The 19,363-nt window shown below is 70.9% G+C and carries 18 protein-coding genes; 15 read left to right on the top strand and 3 right to left on the bottom strand.

Annotated features, from left to right (window positions below; genetic code table 11):
• Positions 1-22: 22 nt before the first annotated feature.
• The 3 genes from dapF to AC6JA9_RS29735 are packed head-to-tail and all read left to right on the top strand — an operon-like array spanning position 23 to position 4,282.
• Positions 23-874, top strand: coding sequence for a diaminopimelate epimerase (gene dapF, locus AC6JA9_RS29745; protein ID WP_223745568.1), 852 nt, complete (start codon positions 23-25; stop codon positions 872-874).
• A gap of 38 nt (positions 875-912) precedes the next feature.
• The gene (locus AC6JA9_RS29740; protein WP_497958201.1) at positions 913-2,763 is read left to right on the top strand and encodes a GGDEF domain-containing protein; all 1,851 of its coding nucleotides are present in this window, start codon (positions 913-915) and stop codon (positions 2,761-2,763) included.
• Positions 2,764-2,782: 19 nt separating this feature from the next.
• Positions 2,783-4,282: a DUF4388 domain-containing protein gene (locus AC6JA9_RS29735; RefSeq protein WP_223745570.1), complete on the top strand. Its 1,500-nt coding sequence runs from the start codon at positions 2,783-2,785 to the stop codon at positions 4,280-4,282.
• 9 nt (positions 4,283-4,291) lie between these two features.
• Here the strand turns inward: AC6JA9_RS29735 and AC6JA9_RS29730 are convergent, their stop codons facing one another.
• Positions 4,292-4,762 (bottom strand): FBP domain-containing protein, encoded by a 471-nt coding sequence (locus tag AC6JA9_RS29730; RefSeq protein WP_223784020.1) that lies wholly within the window; start codon positions 4,760-4,762, stop codon positions 4,292-4,294.
• Positions 4,763-5,067: 305 nt separating this feature from the next.
• On the opposite strand from AC6JA9_RS29730, the gene AC6JA9_RS29725 reads away from it, so the two are divergent.
• Positions 5,068-6,120 (top strand): fatty acid desaturase family protein, encoded by a 1,053-nt coding sequence (locus AC6JA9_RS29725; RefSeq protein ID WP_223745572.1) that lies wholly within the window; start codon positions 5,068-5,070, stop codon positions 6,118-6,120.
• On the opposite strand, the gene AC6JA9_RS29720 is transcribed toward AC6JA9_RS29725, so the two are convergent.
• Positions 6,112-6,846, bottom strand: coding sequence for a DUF6600 domain-containing protein (locus AC6JA9_RS29720; RefSeq protein WP_223784022.1), 735 nt, complete (start codon positions 6,844-6,846; stop codon positions 6,112-6,114). The genes AC6JA9_RS29725 and AC6JA9_RS29720 overlap by 9 nt on opposite strands.
• Before the next feature lie 156 nt (positions 6,847-7,002).
• Here AC6JA9_RS29720 and AC6JA9_RS29715 point away from each other — a divergent pair, with 156 nt between their 5' ends.
• The 10 genes from AC6JA9_RS29715 (at position 7,003) to AC6JA9_RS29670 (ending at position 17,592) form a co-directional block, all read left to right on the top strand.
• On the top strand, positions 7,003-7,686 hold the full coding sequence (locus tag AC6JA9_RS29715; RefSeq protein ID WP_141326946.1) for a hypothetical protein: 684 nt from the start codon (positions 7,003-7,005) through the stop codon (positions 7,684-7,686).
• Positions 7,683-8,420, top strand: coding sequence for a hypothetical protein (locus tag AC6JA9_RS29710; protein WP_223745574.1), 738 nt, complete (start codon positions 7,683-7,685; stop codon positions 8,418-8,420). Before AC6JA9_RS29715 ends, AC6JA9_RS29710 begins: the two co-directional genes overlap by 4 nt.
• Positions 8,421-8,467: 47 nt before the next feature.
• Positions 8,468-8,836, top strand: coding sequence for a hypothetical protein (locus AC6JA9_RS29705; RefSeq protein ID WP_497958200.1), 369 nt, complete (start codon positions 8,468-8,470; stop codon positions 8,834-8,836).
• Positions 8,837-8,946: 110 nt separating this feature from the next.
• Positions 8,947-9,147: a hypothetical protein gene (locus tag AC6JA9_RS29700; RefSeq protein WP_046715108.1), complete on the top strand. Its 201-nt coding sequence runs from the start codon at positions 8,947-8,949 to the stop codon at positions 9,145-9,147.
• Positions 9,148-9,263: 116 nt separating this feature from the next.
• On the top strand, positions 9,264-11,675 hold the full coding sequence (locus tag AC6JA9_RS29695; RefSeq protein ID WP_223745576.1) for a sigma-54-dependent Fis family transcriptional regulator: 2,412 nt from the start codon (positions 9,264-9,266) through the stop codon (positions 11,673-11,675).
• A 256-nt stretch (positions 11,676-11,931) separates the two neighbouring features.
• The gene (gene adh / locus AC6JA9_RS29690; RefSeq protein ID WP_046715106.1) at positions 11,932-13,452 is read left to right on the top strand and encodes an aldehyde dehydrogenase; all 1,521 of its coding nucleotides are present in this window, start codon (positions 11,932-11,934) and stop codon (positions 13,450-13,452) included.
• Entirely contained in the window at positions 13,452-13,886 is a 435-nt protein-coding gene (locus AC6JA9_RS29685) for a DUF779 domain-containing protein (protein WP_223745578.1), read from the top strand. Before adh ends, AC6JA9_RS29685 begins: the two co-directional genes overlap by 1 nt.
• A gap of 266 nt (positions 13,887-14,152) precedes the next feature.
• On the top strand, positions 14,153-14,509 hold the full coding sequence (locus AC6JA9_RS29680; RefSeq protein WP_223745579.1) for a hypothetical protein: 357 nt from the start codon (positions 14,153-14,155) through the stop codon (positions 14,507-14,509).
• A gap of 208 nt (positions 14,510-14,717) precedes the next feature.
• Complete coding sequence (locus tag AC6JA9_RS29675) at positions 14,718-15,410, top strand: SDR family oxidoreductase (protein ID WP_141326959.1); 693 nt, start codon at positions 14,718-14,720, stop codon at positions 15,408-15,410.
• 295 nt (positions 15,411-15,705) lie between these two features.
• Entirely contained in the window at positions 15,706-17,592 is a 1,887-nt protein-coding gene (locus tag AC6JA9_RS29670) for an invertase recombinase-like protein (protein WP_305070916.1), read from the top strand.
• A gap of 46 nt (positions 17,593-17,638) precedes the next feature.
• Here the strand turns inward: AC6JA9_RS29670 and AC6JA9_RS29665 are convergent, their stop codons facing one another.
• On the bottom strand, positions 17,639-17,983 hold the full coding sequence (locus AC6JA9_RS29665; protein WP_046715102.1) for a hypothetical protein: 345 nt from the start codon (positions 17,981-17,983) through the stop codon (positions 17,639-17,641).
• A 40-nt stretch (positions 17,984-18,023) separates the two neighbouring features.
• Here AC6JA9_RS29665 and AC6JA9_RS29660 point away from each other — a divergent pair, with 40 nt between their 5' ends.
• Positions 18,024-19,349: a tetratricopeptide repeat protein gene (locus AC6JA9_RS29660; protein ID WP_223784029.1), complete on the top strand. Its 1,326-nt coding sequence runs from the start codon at positions 18,024-18,026 to the stop codon at positions 19,347-19,349.
• The last annotated feature ends 14 nt before the right edge of the window (positions 19,350-19,363 follow it).

Raw genomic sequence — 19,363 nt, 5'->3', positions numbered from 1 at the left:
TTCCGCGACTAGGATTGCGCTCGTGGACGCACGCGAGCGCATCTTCAAGTACCAGGGTCTGGGCAATGACTTCGTCGTCCTGGACCGTCGCCGGTCCGGGGTGGACATCGACGCCGACACGTCACGCTGGATGTGCGACCGCCGCCTGGGCATCGGCGCGGACGGTGTGCTCTCGCTCCTGCCCTCCGAGCACGGCCTGGCTCGCATGGTCGTCCACAACGCTGACGGCAGCATCGCGGAGATGTGCGGCAACGGCCTGCGCTGCGCGGTGAAGTACCTGGTCGACCACTCCCCGGAGACGCCCGCGCGCATCGACGTGGAGACGGGCGCCGGAGTGCTCACCTGCATGCCCGGCTACGGAGACGGCGGGGTGGTCTCAGTGGACATTTCCATGGGGCCGGCACGGCTCGTCGCCCCGAACCTCCCGTCGGGCGCCACGGGGCGTCCGTTCCTGGACACGCCCCTGCCCGGACACCCCGAGCTGCGCGCGTCCGCGGTGAGCATGGGCAACCCGCACCTGGTCCTGCTCGACAGACCGCTGGAGGACGCGCCGAGGCTGGGGCCCGAGCTGGAGCGGCATCCCTCCTTCCAGGACCGCACCAACGTGGAGTTCGTCCGGGTGGAGCCGGATGGCCTCACCGTCGTGGTGTGGGAGCGGGGCTGTGGCCTCACCCAGGCGTGTGGCACCGGGGCGTGCGCGTCCGCGGTGGCGGCGGTGCTGGCCGGACGCCTGCCCCCCGAGACCTGGCTGCGAGTCACCCTGCCAGGAGGCGACCTGGGCATCCGCGTGCCCGCCGACCTGTCCGACATCCGCCTCCGGGGACCGGTCGCCTTCGTCTTCGAGGGCGTTGTCGGGCTTGCTGGGGGCCGGTAACCTCCGACCTCCCCCTTCGCACCCGGGTCAGACAGCGCGTGGCCGGTCCCATTCTCGTCGTCGACGACGACCTGTTCTTCCGCCAGCTCGCCAGCGACATGCTGGCCCGTCATGGGCACCGCGTCGTCTCCGTGGAGAACGGCACGGCCGCGCTCGAGGAAGCGGCCCGCACGCCCTTCGACCTGGTCATCACCGACGTGGTGATGCCGGGCGTGGACGGCTTCGCGCTCACCGCACGCCTGCGCGAGAGGGACCCGGACCAGGAGGTCATCCTGGTCAGCCAGCGCACCGACATCAAGGGCTCGGAGATGGCGCTGCGCTCGGGCGCGGCGGACTGTCTGGCCAAGCCCGTGGACGAGGCGGACCTGGTGCTCGCGGTGGACCGCGCCCTGGAGCGCGCCGCCCTGCGCAAGGAGCGGGCCCAGCTGCGCGACGAGAACATGGAGTTCGCGCGCTTCCACAACCTGCACCAGCGCTGCCTGGAGCTCATCTCCCAGTCGGATCTGGAGTGGCTGCAGGAGCGCATCATCTCGGAGCTGTCGGCGGTGTGCGACGCGCAGAGCGCCGCGCTGTGGGTGCTGGATGACCGGGGTGACCTGGTGCTGCGCGCGTACCGGGGCCTGCTCGACAAGCAGTTCCTCGCCGAGCGCATGAGCCCCGAGGGGCCGCTGGCCATCCGGCTCAAGGACGCGCAGCCCTGGTTCGCGCGGGATGAGCGCTCGGCGGTGTTGTACGTGCCGCTGATGGCCACGGGGGAAATCGTGGGCCTGGCGCAGCTGTCCGACCCGCTGGCCGGGGACTTCCGTCAGGAGCACTCCCGCGACGCGCGCGTGCTGGCGGACTTCGCCGCGGTGGGCGTGAAGAACGGCCGCCGGATGATGGCGCTGCAGCGGCTGGGCCTGAGGGACCGCGAGACGGCGGCCTACAACCTCAGCTACTTCACCGACTACGCGTCCAAGGAGATCTACAAGGCCCGGCGCTACGGCCGCACCTTCTCGCTGCTGACGTTCTCCATCGACAACCTGCCGCTGGTGCGGGTGCGGCAGGGGGCGGCGGACGCGAAGAAAGCGGTGCGCGGCATCATCAAGGCGCTCAGCAAGATCATCCGCGACTCGGACGTCATCGCGAAGGCGAGCGACCAGGAGTTCTACCTGCTCTTGCCGGAGACGGACTTCTTCGGGGCCATGATGTTTGTGCGCCGCGCGGTGGCGGCGGTGCGCGAGGAGCCCGAGGTCCAGGACGTGGAGCAGCGGCTGCCCCTGGCGCTGGTGGGCGGCGCGAGCACCTTCCCCAAGGACGGCGAGGACTTCGACGAGCTGGTGCACCGCTGCCGGCGCCGGATGGACGAGCGCCGCGCGTCGCTGCAGCGGCGGCTGATGCTGGACGGGCTGCCGTTCTGGGACGAGGTGGACCTGCTGCTGGGCACGCCCAACAGCCCCAAGCTGCCGGTGGACGAGCGCGCCGAGCCCAGCCGCCGGGGCAAGGTGGCGGACGTGCTCTTCGACGAGCTGCAGGCGGAGATCGCCCGCGAGCTGATGAGAGATCCGGGCTCGCGCGGCCTGCTGTACGTGGGCGGGCCGGAGATCCGCTCGGACCTGCCCATCGCGGCGGGCCTGGAGTCGGCGCCGCCGGACTTGTCCTCGCGCATCTACCTGTTGGGCCGGCGCATGGACCTGGAGTCGCACCCGGCGCTGACGCCCGTGTTCCTGGAGGGCGACGAGCGGGTGGCGCGGCACGAGTTCATCCTCTGGCTGTCGGAGAGCGCGGCGTACGCGCTCATCCAGCGGCGGGGACGCGGGGCGACGTGGGGCTTCCACACCTCGGACACCGCGGTGGTGGACGGGCTCATCTCCAAGCTGCAGGCCGAGTACGACCTGCAGCCCTACTGATACGAAGCGGAGCGTCGTCGTGGCCCAGGTGCGCAAGATCCTCATCGCCGACCCCGACCTCGAGTCCGTGCGCGCGCTGTCCCGCGCGCTGCGCACCAAGGGATATCAGGTGCACTACGCGCCGGATGGCTCGCGGGCGCTGGAGGTGGCGGTGCTGCGCCACCCGGACCTCACGCTGTTCGACGAGCACTGTCGGCTGCTGGAGGCGCGCACCTTCATCCAGATCCTGCGCACCAACCCGCGCACCGAGGACATCCCCGTCGTCCTCACCACGTCCAGCTTCGACGGCGACCGCTACCGGGGCCTGCGCGACGGCTACCTGCGCAAGCCCTTCAACCTGGACGAGGTGCTCAGCCGCATCGAGCACATCTTCCGGCGCAACGAGGCGGCCAAGGACCTCAAGGTCGAGCAGCAGGAGATCGAAGGCTCGCTCAGCCAGCTGAGCATCCCCGACCTGATGCAGCTGCTCGGCATGAACCGGCGCAGCGGCAAGCTGTCGCTGGAGCGCGGCAACGAGCGCGGGGAGATCCACGTGGTGGAGGGCCGCCCCGTCAACTCGAAGCTGGGCCGCGTGGAAGGGGAGAAGGCCCTGTTCCGCCTGCTGGCCTGGGGCGACGGCACCTTCACCTTCTCGCCGGGCGCGAACGCCGCGAAGGCGCGCATCAACCGCGCCATGGACGACGCGCTGCTGGAGGGCATGCGCCAGTCGGACGAGGTGAACCGGCTCTTGCCGGGCCTGCCTCCGCGTCACACGCGGCTGATGCTCGCGCCGGACCTGGCGCTGCAGCAGGACCAGCACCCGGTGACGGCGCAGGTGGTGGACCTGCTGCGCCAGCCCCGGGCCCTGGGCGAGGTGCTGGACCTGGCGCCCGCCACGGACCTGGAAGTGCTGGGCGTGCTGTCCACGCTGATGCAGCGGGGCGTGGCGAAGCTGGCGGACGCGGCGGGCACGGACGCGAACGCGGGCGAGCTCTTGGGCGCCGCCGAGGTGCACGCGCTGCGCGGCCGCATCCTGCGCACCAAGGCGCCGGCGAAGGTGGCCACCGCCAAGATCTTCGTGTGCGGCAGCGGCGCGGCGGCGGCGCGGCGAATCATGGCGCGCGTGCCGGGGCTGGAGGCCCTGTCCGCGGAGCCCACCGCGGTGAAGAGCGGCTTCGGCACGCTGGGGCGGCTGGTGCTCAGCGAGGTGCTGCGGCTGGACTTCTGCGTGCTGCCTCCCGCCGAGGCCGCGCGGCCCCTGTGGCGGCCCTTCAGCGCGGGCGCCGTGGGCGCGCTGCTCCTGGACGTGTCCGAGCCCGCGGTGGGCCTGGCGCACTACCTGGCGTGGGAGGCGCGCATGCCCGTCGTCGTCGTGGGGCTGGACGTGCCCCAGAGCCTCCAGGGCTCTCCGGCCGGCGCGCTGAGCGTGGTGGACGATTTGGGCGAGGCGCTGCGGGCGCTGCTGGTCCAGGCCCTCAACCCGGCGCCCATGTTGCCGGGCGTGCCCCAGGTCCAGCGCGCGAGCGCCTCCGCGGGGTAGCGGGGGACGTCAGGCGGCGGGCTCGAGCTCGATGCCGAGCGCCTCGTTCGCGAAGCGGAACATCCGGGCGCGCAGCTGCTCCAGCGCCTCGAGCGCGTGCCGGCCGGCGCGGTCGGCCGCGTCCTCCAGGCGCTCCTTGCACTGGAGGTCCGCGCACAGGCTGATGCCCACGCGGCGCTTGTTGTTCACGTCGGTGGTGAGCAGGGTCACCTCGCTCGACGCGCCGGAGTGGTGGCACCACTCGCACATGCGGGTGACGTTCTCCCCGCCCATCGAGTCGCGTCGGAAGATGATGCCGATGGGCTGCCGGCTGCCGGGCGCGGAGAAGATGAGGTACACGCGCAGGCCGGACGTCTCGGTCCAGGCCAGGTAGTCACGGACGAACAGGGGGAAGGAGAGGCCCGGCGGCATCTCCATGACGCGGAGGTCTCTGGGGCGGAAGGACTCGATGAGGTCCCGGTCGGACTCGAATCGGAACACGGCTGCTCCTTGGCGTACGTCTGGACCTAACAGGCAGCGGTTGCTGATTCTACCCGAACCCACCAGGAAGCCAGGCCCCGCTCCGGCCCCAGGCCTGGCGGGTGGCCGCCCCTCGGGCGTGCGGGGGCGCTGACACCGTGCGCGAGTCCACACCCCGGCGGGAATGAAAGAGGCACTGCGTCATGGCCGTCCGGCGAGCGCATGCGTCGCGGGCTGACTCACGCGTGACATGGCGATGAGACAAGCAGGCTCATCGACTCCGGCGTGTTCGCGCCGGCCACACCCCTGTCAGGAGCCCTCCGTCCATGGACCGCGCCGCGCCGCTCTCGAGCAAGGAGCTCATCGCAAGGACCCGTCCCTTCGCCACGCAGGACGTGGCGCGCTCGGGATGGAACGTGGTGGCCACCTATGCCGCGCTCGCGGCGGCGGTGACGCTGGCGGTGGCCGCGCCCTGGTGGCCCCTCAAGGTGGTGGGCGCGGTGCTGGAGGCGCTCGTCCTCATCCGCGCGTTCATCCTCTTCCACGACGCGATGCACGGCGCGCTCTTGCCGACGTCGAAGTGGGCGAAGGTGCTGTTCCACGTGCAGGGCATCCTGACGCTCACGCCCGCGCGCATCTGGAACGACACGCACAACCACCACCACGCGAACACGGCGCGCATCGCCGCGGACTCCGCGGGCACCTTCGTCACGTGGACCACCGAGCAGTGGCGTCAGGCCTCCGGCTGGCAGCGGCTGGGCTACCGCGTGGAGCGCCATCCGGTGACCATCCTCCTGGGCTACTTCACGGCGTTCCTCTACAGCCTGTGCCTGGTGCCCTTCGTGAAGGACCCGAAGCGCTACTGGACGTCGGGGCTGGCGCTCTTCGTCCACCTCGCGCTGTCGGTGGCCCTGTGCGTCTTCTTCGGGCCGGCGGTGTACCTGCTCGCCTTCCTGGTGCCGCTGGTGCTCGCGTACGCGCTGGGCACGTACCTGTTCTATTCGCAGCACAACTTCGACCAGGTGAACCTGCTGCCGGAGTCCGACTGGACGCACGCGGACGCGGCGCTGGAGGCCTCCAGCTACCTGCGCTGCGGCAAGGTGATGGCGTGGTTCACCGGCAACATCGGCTACCACCACGTGCACCACCTCAACCCGCGCATCCCGTTCTACCGGCTGCCGGAGGCGATGGCCGCCATCCCCGAGCTGCAGGCGCCCCACGTCACCACGCTGAGCCCGCGCGACATCCTCGGCTGCCTGCGGCTGAACCTGTGGGACCCGGCGCTGGGGCGGATGGTGCGCTACCGCGACGCGTGGAGGCCGGCCATCGCGCCCGTCGCGACGCGCGAGCACGTGTCCGGCCCCCTCGCGTCAGCGTGACGCGGAGGAGCCGGTGAGCGGAGGTTGTCCCGTGGGCGGGGCGAGCGGCCCGGTGCGCGGCACGGGCTCGCCGAGCACCTGCGCGACCTCCTCGCCGGTGGGCCCCGCGTTCCACTGCCCCGTGCGCCCCATCACCCGCTCGCCCACGGGCTGTGTCTTGCTCACGAGCGTGGCCTCCTGGTCCGGCGGCACCAGGAAGCGGCTGACGTCGGGGCTCACGAAGTCGCTCGACGCCACGAAGGTCCACGGGCGCCTGACCTGCTGCCCGGGCACGGGTTGGGGCTGCCAGCCGATGTGGCCGTCCCCCCAGCGCCAGTCCACCCAGGAGGGCGCCCACTCGTCGTCGGGCCACCACACCCAGCCGTGCGCGGGCGTCACGAACCAGCGGCCGTAGTGGAAGGCCGCCCAGCCCCACTCCAAGTCGGTGTCGAACGTCCAGCCCCAGTCGCTCAGGCGCCACTGTCCGAAGCTGGCGTAGGGCACGAAGTCGCGGCCGACCTGCTCTTCGTACGGCTTCCAGACCCAGCCCACCTCGGGGAGCTCGAACCAGTCGCCGTAGGGGGACAGCAGGTCGCGGTAGATGGACACGCTGCTGCTCAGCGTGGTGGAGCTGCCCTTCACCTGCGGACCGAACTGCTCGCTCCCCGTCGCGCAGCCGACCACGGCCAGCAGCGCGCCCGCGCCGCCCGCGCGCAGCCAGCGCCAGGATGGTTTCCATGTCCGCATCGCCAGCCCCTCCCGTGGGTGGATGTCACCCCGTCTCGCGTGTGCCCTTGGGTTCAACGCGGTGAGCCTCGTGGGTGATGCCCCGGGCGCCGGACGCTGCAATGGCTCCGCCCCCTGGTTGGATTCCGGCCGGGCAGGCGGGGCAGACTGGCGGCCGTGCGCCCGAGACTCCTTGCCCTCCTGTCCGCGCTGAGCCCGTCGGTGGCCCTGGCCGGCATGCCGAACTTCCTGCTCACGGAGCTCGCCGAGCAGCGGCTGGAGGCCATCTCCTTCTTCATCGCCGTCTTCCTGCTGGTGTCCGCGGGCGTGTGGGCGCTGTGGAACCGGCTGAGGCGCGACGTGCCCAGGCTGCCGAGGCTCGGCTACGGCGCGGCGCTCGCGCTGGTGTTCCTGGTGGGGCTGGCCCTCCAGCTCGTCCTGTCGATGATTGCCGGCGGACGCGAGCTGATGACGCCGGGGGCCTGGGAGAAGACGGGCGCCACGTACCAGCTCACGCAGGCGAAGCTCCCCGCCGACACGGAGCTGGTGTCACAGGCTCGACGCCAGCGACTGGAGGAGCTGCGCACGGCGCTGTGGGCGCATGCCCAGGCGAATGGCGGCGCCTTCCCGCTGAACGACCTGGGCACGGAGCTGCCGGCCGCGCGCTGGAAGGTGCTGGGGGACTCCGGGCTGCACTTCATCTACGTGGGAGGACAGAAGGCGGACGCGCCCTCCGCGCCGCTGGCGTACGAGCCGGGCCTGTTCGGCAAGGAGCGCTGGGTGCTCTTCACGGATGGAGACATCCGACGGATGCCCATCGGTGACATCCACCGCGCGCTGGTGCTGGGAGGTTCGCCATGAAGCTCTTCAAGAAGGTCCTGATGGGGACCTTCCTCCTGACGATGGTGTTCTTCCTCTTCATCGGTCAGTCCTGGGTGCTGCAGGTGCCCTTCCTGCTCGCCTTCGGGTGGCTGGGCTTCCTCAAGAGCGTGGGCCCGTCGGTGACGTTCCGGTGGGGCGCCATCGGCGAGGCGCTGCTCGTGGCGGGGATTCTCGCGGTGGGCTCGCACCTGTTCCTGCGGTGGCTGTGGCGTCAGCTCCAGCCGGAGCGCGCGCAGGCGTGGCGCGTGCGCTGGAGCGTGTCGCTCCTGCTGCTCCTGGTGCTGTTCTTCGGCGCGACGATGGCGTCGGTGGGCATCGGCCACCACGTGGGCTGGTTGATGGCGGGACGCGAGGCCCTGGTGCGCAGCAACTGGCCGCGCTGGAGGATGGAGAGCGCGTGGAACTCGCGGGGCCTGTGCCACGCGGCGGTGGCGCGGCTGGAGGCGGGGACGCCCCTCGCGGACATTCCCAGGTATCTGCTCCAGGACCCGGAGACGCGCGCGCCCTCGGAGAACCACTACGTGGTGTCGCGCGTGGAGCCCGGCGGTGAGACCGGGTTCATGGTGTTCGCGAGAGATCCGCTGGCGCTCAAGAGCGATGGGGGCGTGCGCTGCTCGAAGTCACAGCGGCCCGATGAGATGGAGTCCCTGGATGCGGAGGCCGTCGCCCGGTGGCTCGCCGGCGCCGAGCCGGTGGTGGGCGCCACGCCCTGAAGCCCGTGCTGTCGTCGTCGAACGAGGTTCAACCGAAGGAGCCGAGCATGTCCTCTCGTCGCGCGTCGTATCCGTGGGTCGTCGCCCTGTTGTTGTCCTTCGCCTTCGTCGCGGGGGCCGAACCTGCCGAGGAGCAGGCCCTGGCTTGTGACGAGGAGACCGGGGCCTCGCTGCTCACGTGCGGGCGCGCCCGCTGCGGCGACGACTGGATTTGCGCGTGGAACTGCCCCGAGGCCCTCACGGCGGTCTGCGAGAACAACTACTGCGTGTACACGTACCCGGACCCGGGCGGCGGTGGAGGCGGAGGTGGGCCCACGCCCCAGGTGTGCCCTGGCATGCGCTGCGCCGGGGACTGGAACTGCGTCTGCGAGGGGCTCCAGGGGACGTGCGGTACGAATGGGTACTGCACCTTCTGACGCGAAGGGTTGGCAGTGAGCACTTGGCAGCCGGCGGGTCGTGACTAGCTTCCCGCGCACCATTCGACGCCGGGGCGGACGCCCCGGTGTCGTCACGATAGGAGACGACGGTGCAGAAGCTGCTTCTGGTCGCGGTGCTGGGTGCCATGACGTTCGGCGTGGGATGCCACCGCAACACGCGTGAGAGCGCGAAGAACGATGCCGAGCGCGCCGCGGAGAAGACCGAGGACGCCGCCGAGGACGCGGGCGACGCGGTCAAGGACGCCGCCGAGGAGGCGGGCGACAAGATCGAGGACGCCACCGACAACTAGGTCGGGTGGCGGGGACCCAGGCCTTCCCGGACGCCGCACCGCGTCGGTTCGCGAGCGCGACTTCGGGAAGGTCATGGGTTGCCGACGGTGTGGGGCATGACCGAATAATCAGCCCCATGGGAACGCTCACGCTCAGCGCCTCGGCGCACCTGTGGGAGCAGTTCCTCGTCGGGGCGCTCGACGAGGACGGGGTCGCTGTTCCGGAGCCGCCCCCCATCCTCTCCCGCTGGCAGCGCTCCCGGGCGCTCGGGGCCCCGAGTACGGGGCTGCCGGACGAGGGACCCAGCGTCGGGGGACTCGCGCTCGTGGAGCGGCGGGCCCGGCTGGAGCCGGTGTGGCACGAGGTCCGGGACATGCTGGACGTGCTCGCCGCCGCGCCGCTGCCCTCGGGGCGGGTGGCGCTGCTGGCGGACCGGGAAGGCGTCATCCTCGCCACGCGCAGCTCGGGCGGAGACTTCGCGGGCCATGCGGACTACGTGCGCCTGGTGGCGGGGGCCTGCTGGGACGAGGTGTCCCGCGGAACGAACGCCATCGGCACCGCGCTGGCGGAGTCCTCGGCGGTGGCCGTGGTGGGACCGGCGCACTATGCGCAGCGCCACCATGGGCTCGTCTGCTACGCGGCGCCGGTGAGAGACCCCTTCGGCGAGGTGCTCGGCGTGCTGGACGTCACGGGCCCGGCGGGTGGCGCGGACCCGTTGGTGCTGGTGGCCGTGGCGAGCATCGCGCACTCGGCGGAGGCGCGGCTGCGCGAGGTCGCCTGGGCGCGGGTGGCGGCGGCGGCGCGCGGTGGGCTGGAGGCGCGGCTGGCTCGCGAGGATGGGCCGGTGCTGCTCGTCGAGTCACCGGGGCGGGTGCGGCGGCTCAATGGGGCGGCGCGCGCGCTGTTCGGCGTGGAGTCGTCTTCCGAGGAGGTGTCACCGGGGCGGGTGCTCGGGCTGTCGTGGCGGACGTTGAAGGACGCGGCGCTGCGCGGGCAGGTCCTGGAGGCGAGCCACCGTGACACGGGCGCGAGCTGGCGCGTGCATCCGGAGGCGGTGGGGGAGGGGGATGGGGAGTCGGCGCTCGCGGTGCTGGTGCGGCTGGAGCCCCGACTGACGCGGGCGCAGGCGCGGACGACTCGGGCCTCCGTGGATGCCCGCTTCGAGAAGGATGTCTGGTCCGAGTTGAAGGGCAGCGACGCCGCGCATCGCGCGACGCTGCGAGAGGCGGCCCGGTTCGCGCCCACGTCGGTGCCGGTGTTGTTGCTGTCGGAGACGGGCACGGGCAAGGAGCTGCTCGCGCGCGCGGTGCATGCGGCGAGCGCGGTGGCCTCCGGGCCGTTCGTGGCGGTCAACTGTGGCGCCCTGTCCGCCGCGCTGCTGGAGAGCGAGCTGTTCGGCCATGCTCCCGGCGCGTTCACGGGGGCGCGCTCGCAAGGCGCGGCGGGGAAGCTGGCGGCGGCGGATGGCGGGACGTTGTTCCTGGATGAGCTGGCGGAGATGCCCGCGGCGCTGCAGGTGATGTTGCTGCGCGTGCTGGAGGACGGTGGGTACTCGCGCGTCGGGGAGTCGCGCGTGAGGCACTCGCGCTTCCGGCTTGTCTGCGCGACGTGTCGGGACCTGGAGGCGGCGGTGCGCTCGGGAGCGTTCCGGCAGGACCTGTACTATCGGCTCCAGGGGGCGCTCCTGCGCTTGCCTCCGCTGCGCGAGCGGGAGGACCTGCCGGAGCTGGCGCAGGTGCTGCTGCGTCAGCTCGCGAGCGAGGGAGGCCATCCTCCGAGCACGTTGTCCGCGGCGGCGCTCGCGAGGCTGTGCGCGCACCGGTGGCCGGGGAATGTGCGGGAGCTGAAGACGGTGTTGCGCCTGGCGCTGGTCCGCGCGGATGGCTCGCCCGTCATCGATGTGTCCGCGTTGCCGCCGGAGCTGGGGCGCGCGCGCGTGCCCGTGGAGGCCGGGCCCGCATCGCGCTCAGCGCTGGGATTCGCTCCCGCGTCGCCGATGGATGTCGCGCATGGCTTCGCATCGCGCTCCGATGCAGGGTGGGCGTCGACGTCGCCACGCCATGGCGAGTCTGACTTCACAGCGCGCTCCGAGGTGGTGCGGGCGCCGATGTCGCCCCGCCAGGACGAGCCTGGCTTCGCATCGTGCTCCGAGGCGGTGCGGGCACCGAGGTCGCCCCGCCAGGACGAGCCTGGCTTCGCATCGCGCTCCGAGGCGGTGCGGGCGCCGATGTCGCCCCGCCAGGACGAGCCTGGCTTCGCATCGCGCACCGAGCCGGGGCATGCTCCCGCGACGCCGATGCAGGGCGAGCCTCGGCACGCATCGCGCTCCGCGCCAGGGCGTGTGCCGGGAGCCGAGCCCTTCGCGGCTTCACGCGCCGAGCCCGCAAGCCCCACGGGGCTTCGCGAGGTGGAGGCGAACGCCATCCTCGAGGCCTTGTCGCGCAGCGGTGGGAACGTGGCGCGCGCGGCTCGGCTGCTCGGGATTGCCCGCAGCACGCTCTACCGCATGGTGGAGCGCTTCGGACTGGTGCTGCCGCCACGCTCATGAGCGCCACGGTCGCGGTCATCCACCGCACATCTTGACGCCCGACGGGCCTGCCGCTCACAGCCACTTCAGAACATTCCAGCGAGGCGTGGGACACCCTGCGCGCGACACTGTCGCGGGATGCGCCACGTGTGTCCGCGGGGAGTGTCGCATCGCGGGACACGACGCGGCGCGACGTCGGCGGTGCGGGTGAGTGGCACGGGTGCTGCTCTGGGGCGGAGCGCTTCCACCCGCAGCCCCACCCGCAAGGAGAGCGTCCATGATCTACGCCGCCCCCAACCAGCCCGGCTCGAAGGTGAAGTTCAAGTCCCGCTACCAGAACTTCATCGGCGGTCGGTGGGTCGAGCCGAAGCGTGGCCAGTATTTCGAGAACATCACGCCCGTGACGGGCCAGGTCTTCTGTGAGGTCGCCCGCTCCACGGCGGAGGACATCGAGCTGGCGCTGGACGCCGCGCACGCGGCGCGGGTGTCCTGGGGCCGCACGTCGCCCACGGCGCGCGCCAACATCCTGCTGAAGATCGCCGACCGGATGGAGCAGAACCTGGAGCTGCTCGCGGTGGCGGAGTCCTGGGACAACGGCAAGCCGGTCCGCGAGACGCTCGCCGCGGACCTGCCGCTGGCCATCGACCACTTCCGCTACTTCGCCGGCTGCATCCGCGCGCAGGAGGGCACGGTGGGCGAGCTGGACCACGACACGGTGGCCTACCACTTCCACGAGCCCCTGGGCGTGGTGGGGCAGATCATCCCCTGGAACTTCCCCATCCTGATGGCGGCGTGGAAGGTGGCGCCGGCGCTGGCGGCGGGCAACTGCGTGGTGCTCAAGCCCGCGGAGCAGACGCCCGTGGGCATCCTGGTGCTCACCGAGCTCATCCAGGACCTCCTGCCCGAGGGCGTCTTCAACGTCGTCAACGGCTTCGGCATCGAGGCGGGCAAGCCGCTGGCCAGCAGCCCCCGCGTGGCCAAGGTGGCCTTCACGGGTGAGACGACGACGGGCCGGCTCATCCTCCAGTACGCGAGCGAGAACCTCATCCCGGTGACGCTGGAGCTGGGCGGCAAGAGCCCGAACATCTTCTTCGACGACGTGATGGCGCACGACGACGACTTCCTGGACAAGGCGATGGAGGGCTTCTCCATGTTCGCGCTGAACCAGGGCGAGGTCTGCACGTGCCCGTCGCGCGCGCTGGTGGGCGAGAAGATCTACTCGCAGTTCATCGAGCGCGCGCTGGAGCGCGTGAAGAAGGTTCGCCCGGGCAACCCGCTGGACACCGACACGAAGCTGGGCGCGCAGGCGTCGAACGACCAGCTGGAGAAGATCCTCGGCTACATCGACATCGGCAAGAAGGAGGGCGCCAAGGTGCTCACCGGCGGCGAGCGCGTGAGCCTGCCCGGCGACCTCAAGGACGGCTACTACGTGGCGCCCACGGTGTTCCAGGGCCACAACAAGATGCGCGTCTTCCAGGAGGAGATCTTCGGACCGGTGGTGAGCGTCACCACGTTCAAGGACTTCGACGACGCGATGCGCATCGCCAACGACACGCTGTACGGCCTGGGCGCGGGCGTGTGGACGCGCGACACGAACACGGCCTACCGCGCGGGGCGCACCATCGAGGCGGGGCGCGTGTGGACCAACTGCTACCACCTGTACCCGGCGCACGCGGCGTTCGGCGGCTACAAGCAGTCGGGCATCGGCCGGGAGACGCACCGCAAGATGCTGGACCACTACCAGCAGACCAAGAACCTGCTCGTCAGCTACAGCCCGAAGGCGATGGGGTTCTTCTGATGAGTGACACCCGTGCCGGGCCCGGCGCGGGTGGGCAGGCGGACTCCACGGTGGCCCGGGTGGCGGTGACGCCCGAGGCCGCCGCGGTCATCCGCTCCCTGCGTGCCACGCATGGGCCGCTGATGTTCCACCAGTCCGGCGGCTGCTGCGACGGCAGCGCGCCCATGTGCTACCCGCTCAAGGAGTTCCGCATCGGTCAGCGGGACGTCTTCCTGGGAGAGGTCGAGGGCTGCCCCGTCTACATCGGCGGCGCGCAGTTCGAGCTCTGGCAGCACACCCACCTGACGCTGGACGTGGTGCCGGGGCGGGGCGCGGGCTTCAGCGTCGAGTCCCCGCTGGGCGTCCGCTTCCTCACGCGAAGCCGCGTCTTCACGGACGAGGAATACGAGCGCATGAAGCACGAGCCTCCGCCGAGGCGCGGACCTCCGGAGTGAGCACCGTGCTCCGGGCCTGATGCCGGGCCCGGAGCGTATTCACAGACATCGGGCGGCGCCGGGTCGCCCCGCACCCGACCGTAACCCGTCATGTCACAGCACGGGCAATGGCAATCATCCCCCTCGAAATAGACTCACGCGGTGTCGCGAATACACCATTTACACTGCGTGCAAGTACTTATACACAGAGCCCGCCTCCAACCCAGGAGGCAACTCACTATGAGGGGGAAGTCATGACGCTGTGCAAGACTCTGGGAGTCGTGGGAGTGGTGTCTCTGCTGGTGGTCGGCTGCGGTGGGGAGTACACGCCGGAAGAGGCTGCCCAGGACGCGCAGATGGGAGAAACGACGCAGGCCGTGGAGAGCGCGTTCATCGCGGGGGGGCAGACGCGTGACTTCTCGACCTGGCTGTTCGGTGTGACGCCGTTCTATGTGCGGAACATGTCCTCGACGCGGTCCACGCGCTTCAACGCGTACTGCGGCGGCAACAACATCTCCATCCTCCTGGCGCCGAATCAGGTCTATCCCACGAGCCTGAACTGCGCCTGGCCCGGCGCGCGTCTGTATGTCCAGAACCAGGGCCTCAGCCCGACGCTGGACCAGATCTACGTCGAGACGCACTGAGTCGAGGCGCGCCCTTCCCGGGTGTGCTCGGAGAGCCTCCGCGAGGGGGCTCTCTTTTTCGTCGTTCAGCCGTGATGACCCGACACGCAGGCGCGGCCCTCCCCGTGGGCGCTCGCCCGGGGCTGCGCTTTGCCGTGAAAGCCATGGGTTGCCATATTATGCTCATCATATGGTGGTCGAAGGGTTCTCGTCACACGGGAGTCGGGTCATGCAGATGAAGAATGCGGTTGCCCTGGTTACTGGCGCCAATCGTGGGTTGGGGCGTGCGTTCGCGCAGGCGCTGTTGGAGCGGGGGGCTCGCAAGGTGTACGCGGCGGCGCGGGAGCCTTCGAGCGTGGACATCCCGGGCGTGGTCCCGGTCCGCCTGGACGTCACCCGGCCCGAACAACTGGAGGCGCTGGTCCGCGAGGCGGGCGACGTGTCGCTGCTCATCAACAACGCGGGCATCCTGAAGGGCACGAGCCTGCTGGGGCAGGACGCGCTGGCCGCCGCTCGGGCCGAGCTGGAGACGAACTACCTGGGCCCGCTGGCGACGAGCAGCGCCTTCGCGCCCGTGCTGGCGAGGAACGGCGGTGGTGCCATCCTCAACGTGCTCTCGGTGCTCAGCTGGGTGGCCTTCCCGGGGTCGGCCAGCTACAGCGCCTCGAAGGCCGCCGCGTGGGCGCTGACCAACGGGCTTCGCAAGGAGCTGGCCGCGCAGAAGACGCAGGTGGTGGCCCTGCATGTCGGGTACATGGACACGGACATGGCCCACAAGGTCACCGCGCCGAAGTCGAGCCCCGCGGACGTGGTGCGCCAGACGCTGGATGCCATCGAGGCCGGCCAGGACGAGGTGCTCGCCGACGAGGTGAGCCGCAACGTCAAGCAGGGGCTGTCCGCGGGCGTCTATCTCCAGCGTTGATGGAAGAAGGGGGCGCAGCCGCCATCGGGTCCCGCGCTCAGCTCCTTCGAGGTCCGGGCCCTGGGCGCGCGCGGGCTGGTGGGGGCTGGCGCGGACCAGGTCCAGGTTCTGTAGGGGTGGAATCGCTCAGGGTGTCATCGGCACCCCTCGTCGCGACAGATTCTTTCAATCCGTGAAACAGGCGCGAGGGGGCGGCCTGTGACTGGGGCGCCACCGGGGCGGGGGCGCGAAGTGTGGTACGAGGAGCCTGGATTTTTGAAACCGGAGGCTCGCTTTGACGTTGGTTCGGGTGTGTTTGACTTCGCTGCTGGTCCTGATGGTCGCCTGCGGTGATGGTGATTCGGATCCAGTGGTGGTGGTTCCTGATGCCGGGCACAACGCGCCGGACTCAGGCAACGGGACACCCGACTCGGGGGGAGGAGCGCCGGACTCGGGAGGCGACCTTCCCGACGCGGGGGGGGAGACGCCGGATGCCGGCGGTGAACTTCCAGACGCGGGCGGCGAAATCCCCGACGCGGGCGGCGAGCTTCCGGACGCGGGGGGAGAAATCCCCGACGCGGGTGGCGAAATCCCCGACGCCGGTGGTGAGCTCCCCGACGCGGGCGTGACGCCGGATGCCGGCAACGAGCCCGCCGACGCGGGCAACGAGACGCCCGACGCGGGTGGTGAGCTTCCCGACGCGGGCAACGAGACGCCCGACGCGGGTGGAGACGCCGGCCCGGGCAACGAGACGCCCGATGCCGGGACGCCCGACGCCGGTAACGAGCCGTCGGACGCCGGAACGCCCGACGCGGGCGGCGAGACGCCCGACGCCGGTGGCGGCACTCCGGACGCGGGTGGCGAGCCGCCCTTGGTGAGCGTCATCGCGAACTGGGGCTTCGAGGCCTGGTCCGGCTCGCTGCCCGACGCGTGGCTCGGCAGCAAGTCGAACCTCGCCGGCAGCGACGTGCAGAAGGTGACGAGCGGCGCGTTCGAGGGCTCGAACGCGGCCCGTCTGACGAATGCCTCGTCCACGCACCGCCGCTTCACCACCGCGGCGATGACGCTGCCCGCGGGCCGCTACACCTGCACCTACCAGGTGCGTGGCACCGGTGAGGTCCGCAACGCCTTCTTCGACGACGACTACTCCAGCTACACCGGCTACACCTCCGTCGACACCGCCACGTGGCGGCAGCTGACGTACACGTTCAACCTCGCCGGCGACGTCTTCGACACCTTCGAGCTCATCTTCAGCATCCGCAACACCAGCGGTGAGCACCTGACCCTCGACGACGTGCGCTGCACGCGCGCCCCCCAGCCGTGTGACACCGTGACGTGCGAGCCCTGGGCGAAGTGCGACAACACCACCGTGACGTGCGAGCCGCTCGCGGGCCGCTGCTACGACACCGTCGACTGCGACGAGTGGCAGGCCTGCGACGCCAACAACACCTGCGTGACGGCCGAGGACCGCTGCGTCCGCCACGCCGACTGCGCCGGCACGCCCGAGACCCCCGTCTGCCAGCTCTCCACGCACCAGTGCATCCCGGGCGACCCGTGCGCGGGCGTCACGTGCTCCAACCCGGCGACCACCTGCAACCCGACCTCCGGCGTGTGCGAGCTGGCCCCCGGCGCCTGCTTCACCACGTACGACTGCGTGGGCGCGCTGCCCGCGTGTGACTCGGCCACCCGGCGCTGCGTGCCCGCGGACCACGCCTCGAACATCATCCGCAACGGCGGCTTCGAGAGCTGGAACGTCTACTCCATCCCCTACCAGGGCAATCACCTCATCCCCGATTATTGGTACGGCCTGGACAACGGCATCGCGGACCCGGGCACGGAGATTCGCGCCTCGCGCCTGCAGCCCTACACGGCCGCGGTGCACGGCGGCACGACGGCGCTCCAGTTCGTCGTCCCCATCCAGGTGGCCGAGCGCTTCTCCCTGGAGAAGTTCAACGTCCCCAGCGGCAACTACTCCTGCTCGTACCGGGTGAGGGGCCACGGCACCCTGCGCCACCGCGTCTACTCGAGCGCCGGCTGGAGCCCGCAGACGGACTTCATCCTGGTGGACAGCGATGCCTGGCAGCCGGTGTTCTTCAAGTTCACCGGCAACGTGCGCGACTGGCGCCTGTTCTTCTACCCGAGCCGCAGCGAGGCCGATCGCGACCACCTCCAGGTCGACGACGTCGTCTGCACGAAGGACTAGCCCGCACTACGTAGAATCCACGATTCGCCGGACGGGGCCGCGCAGCTCAGGCGGCCTCGTCCAGTATCTCCAGCGCCTCGCGGACGCCGGGCAGGGCGGAGAGCAGCTCCAGCTCGGCCGTCTGGAGGACGGAGACGCGCTTGCCGCTGACGCGCTCCATCGTCAGCTCGATGCGGTGCTCTCCCTCCGGGTTGACGCGACGGAAGATGCGCGCCCGCCGCCCCTCCGCCCGGCAGGCGAGGATGTCCTTCTGCAGGCTGCGCAGCCGCCGGAACACCTTCAGCGCCAGACGCCCCTCGGGGGTGTCGAACGTGTGGAAGTGCCGGTTGCGCGACAGCGGCTTGCTGGGGTCATGGAGCCTCTCCACGAGGCGCCGAACGAATGGGTCCATCGACGAGGGAGGATAACATCCGGTACCCTCCGGCTCAGCGATGCCCTGGAGAAAACGAAACCTGCCGTGGACGCTGGCGCTCCTCCTCCCGCTTGCCTGCAAGGAGCCCGAGGCCGCGGCCGTCCAGAACCGTGCTCAACAAGCCCAGAGCGCCCTGGGCGAGGCCCGCGTCCAGCTGGCCAGTGGACAGCCCGCCGCCGCGCTCAACGCCCTCAAGCGCGCCGCCACCGCCGCGCCCGACAGCGCCGAGCCCTTCCTGCTGATGGCCGAAGCCCACCGCATGAACAACAACATGGGCGCGGCCATCATGTCCCTCAAGCAGGCCGAGGCCCTCATCCCCGGCACGGACCCGTCCATCCAGAAGCAGCTCTCCGAGCTGTACCGGAGCAACGGCAACACCCAGGAGGCCCTGGCCATCCTCGTGACGCTGCGAGACTCGGGCCTCCTCCAGGAGCAGGACATCCTGGACCTGGCGCGCTTCCAGGCCCGCGAGGGGCAGATCGACGAGGCCTTCACCACGCTGAACAGCGTGCTGCGCGACAGCCCGGACGACCCGGAGGCCAAGGCGGTGGAGGCGGAGGTCCTCCTCATGAAGGGCGACGAGCTGCTCGCCGCCAACCTCATGGACCGGCTGCTCCAGCAGAACCCCTCGCACACCGCCGCGCGCCTGCTTCGCGCCCGCTACTTCCTGGTCAGCGGCGTGCCGCAGATGGCGGAGGCCGACCTGCAGGCCGTGGAGGGCAAGGACGCCCAGCGCGCGGACGTCGTCACCCTGAGGGCCCGCGCGCTGCTCGCGCAAGGGCGCGCCAAGGACGCCGAGGCCGCGCTCAAGGCGCTGGTCGACGCCGAGCCGCAGAACGCCGAGGCCCTGGCGTGGATGGCGGAGACGGTGCTCGCGCAGGGCCGCCGCGCGGACGCGCTGGCGCTGGTGGACCGCGCGCTCACGTTCCGTCCCCGGCTGGCCCGGGGCCTCTACGTGCGAGGCCGCGCGCAGGAGGAGGCCAAGGACATGAAGGGCGCGGAGGAGAGCTACCGCTTCGCCCTCAGCGCCGAGCCGCGCTTCGCGCCCGTGCACTCCCGGCTGTGGCGGCTGTACCTCCAGACGGACCGCAAGGTGGATGCGTTCTCGTCGCTGGAGCGCATGCTCAACCTGGGCGAGGCCTCCCTGGAGGAGAAGGTCGCCCTGGCCCGGCTCTCCGCCCAGCTCCAGACGCAGATGCCCCGGGCCATGAAGCTCATCGACGAGGCGCTCCAGAAGGAGCCCGACAACGCCGAGTACCAGGAGGTGAAGAAGTCCCTGGTCTCGATGGCGCCGAAGCCGAAGAAGAAGCCCTCCGGCCCCGTCATCATCCGCGGCGGCCGCTGACGGCGGCGCCGGGG

It is taken from the genome of Myxococcus sp. MH1 (genome assembly GCF_059738865.1).
The sequence above is the reverse complement of the archived record's forward strand: the minus strand, read 5'-3'. Positions and strand labels throughout refer to the sequence as shown.

What these genes read in the sequence shown, in the direction of transcription:
- AC6JA9_RS29695 (WP_223745576.1), top strand. Translation starts at nt 9,264, where the DNA reads ATGGGAACGCTCACGCTCAGCGCCTCGGCGCACCTGTGGGAGCAGTTC.
- AC6JA9_RS29720 (WP_223784022.1), bottom strand. Translation starts at nt 6,846, where the DNA reads ATGCGGACATGGAAACCATCCTGGCGCTGGCTGCGCGCGGGCGGCGCG.
- AC6JA9_RS29725 (WP_223745572.1), top strand. Translation starts at nt 5,068, where the DNA reads ATGGACCGCGCCGCGCCGCTCTCGAGCAAGGAGCTCATCGCAAGGACC.
- AC6JA9_RS29675 (WP_141326959.1), top strand. Translation starts at nt 14,718, where the DNA reads ATGCAGATGAAGAATGCGGTTGCCCTGGTTACTGGCGCCAATCGTGGG.
- AC6JA9_RS29705 (WP_497958200.1), top strand. Translation starts at nt 8,468, where the DNA reads ATGTCCTCTCGTCGCGCGTCGTATCCGTGGGTCGTCGCCCTGTTGTTG.
- AC6JA9_RS29685 (WP_223745578.1), top strand. Translation starts at nt 13,452, where the DNA reads ATGAGTGACACCCGTGCCGGGCCCGGCGCGGGTGGGCAGGCGGACTCC.
- AC6JA9_RS29660 (WP_223784029.1), top strand. Translation starts at nt 18,024, where the DNA reads ATGCCCTGGAGAAAACGAAACCTGCCGTGGACGCTGGCGCTCCTCCTC.
- adh (WP_046715106.1), top strand. Translation starts at nt 11,932, where the DNA reads ATGATCTACGCCGCCCCCAACCAGCCCGGCTCGAAGGTGAAGTTCAAG.
- AC6JA9_RS29665 (WP_046715102.1), bottom strand. Translation starts at nt 17,983, where the DNA reads ATGGACCCATTCGTTCGGCGCCTCGTGGAGAGGCTCCATGACCCCAGC.
- AC6JA9_RS29710 (WP_223745574.1), top strand. Translation starts at nt 7,683, where the DNA reads ATGAAGCTCTTCAAGAAGGTCCTGATGGGGACCTTCCTCCTGACGATG.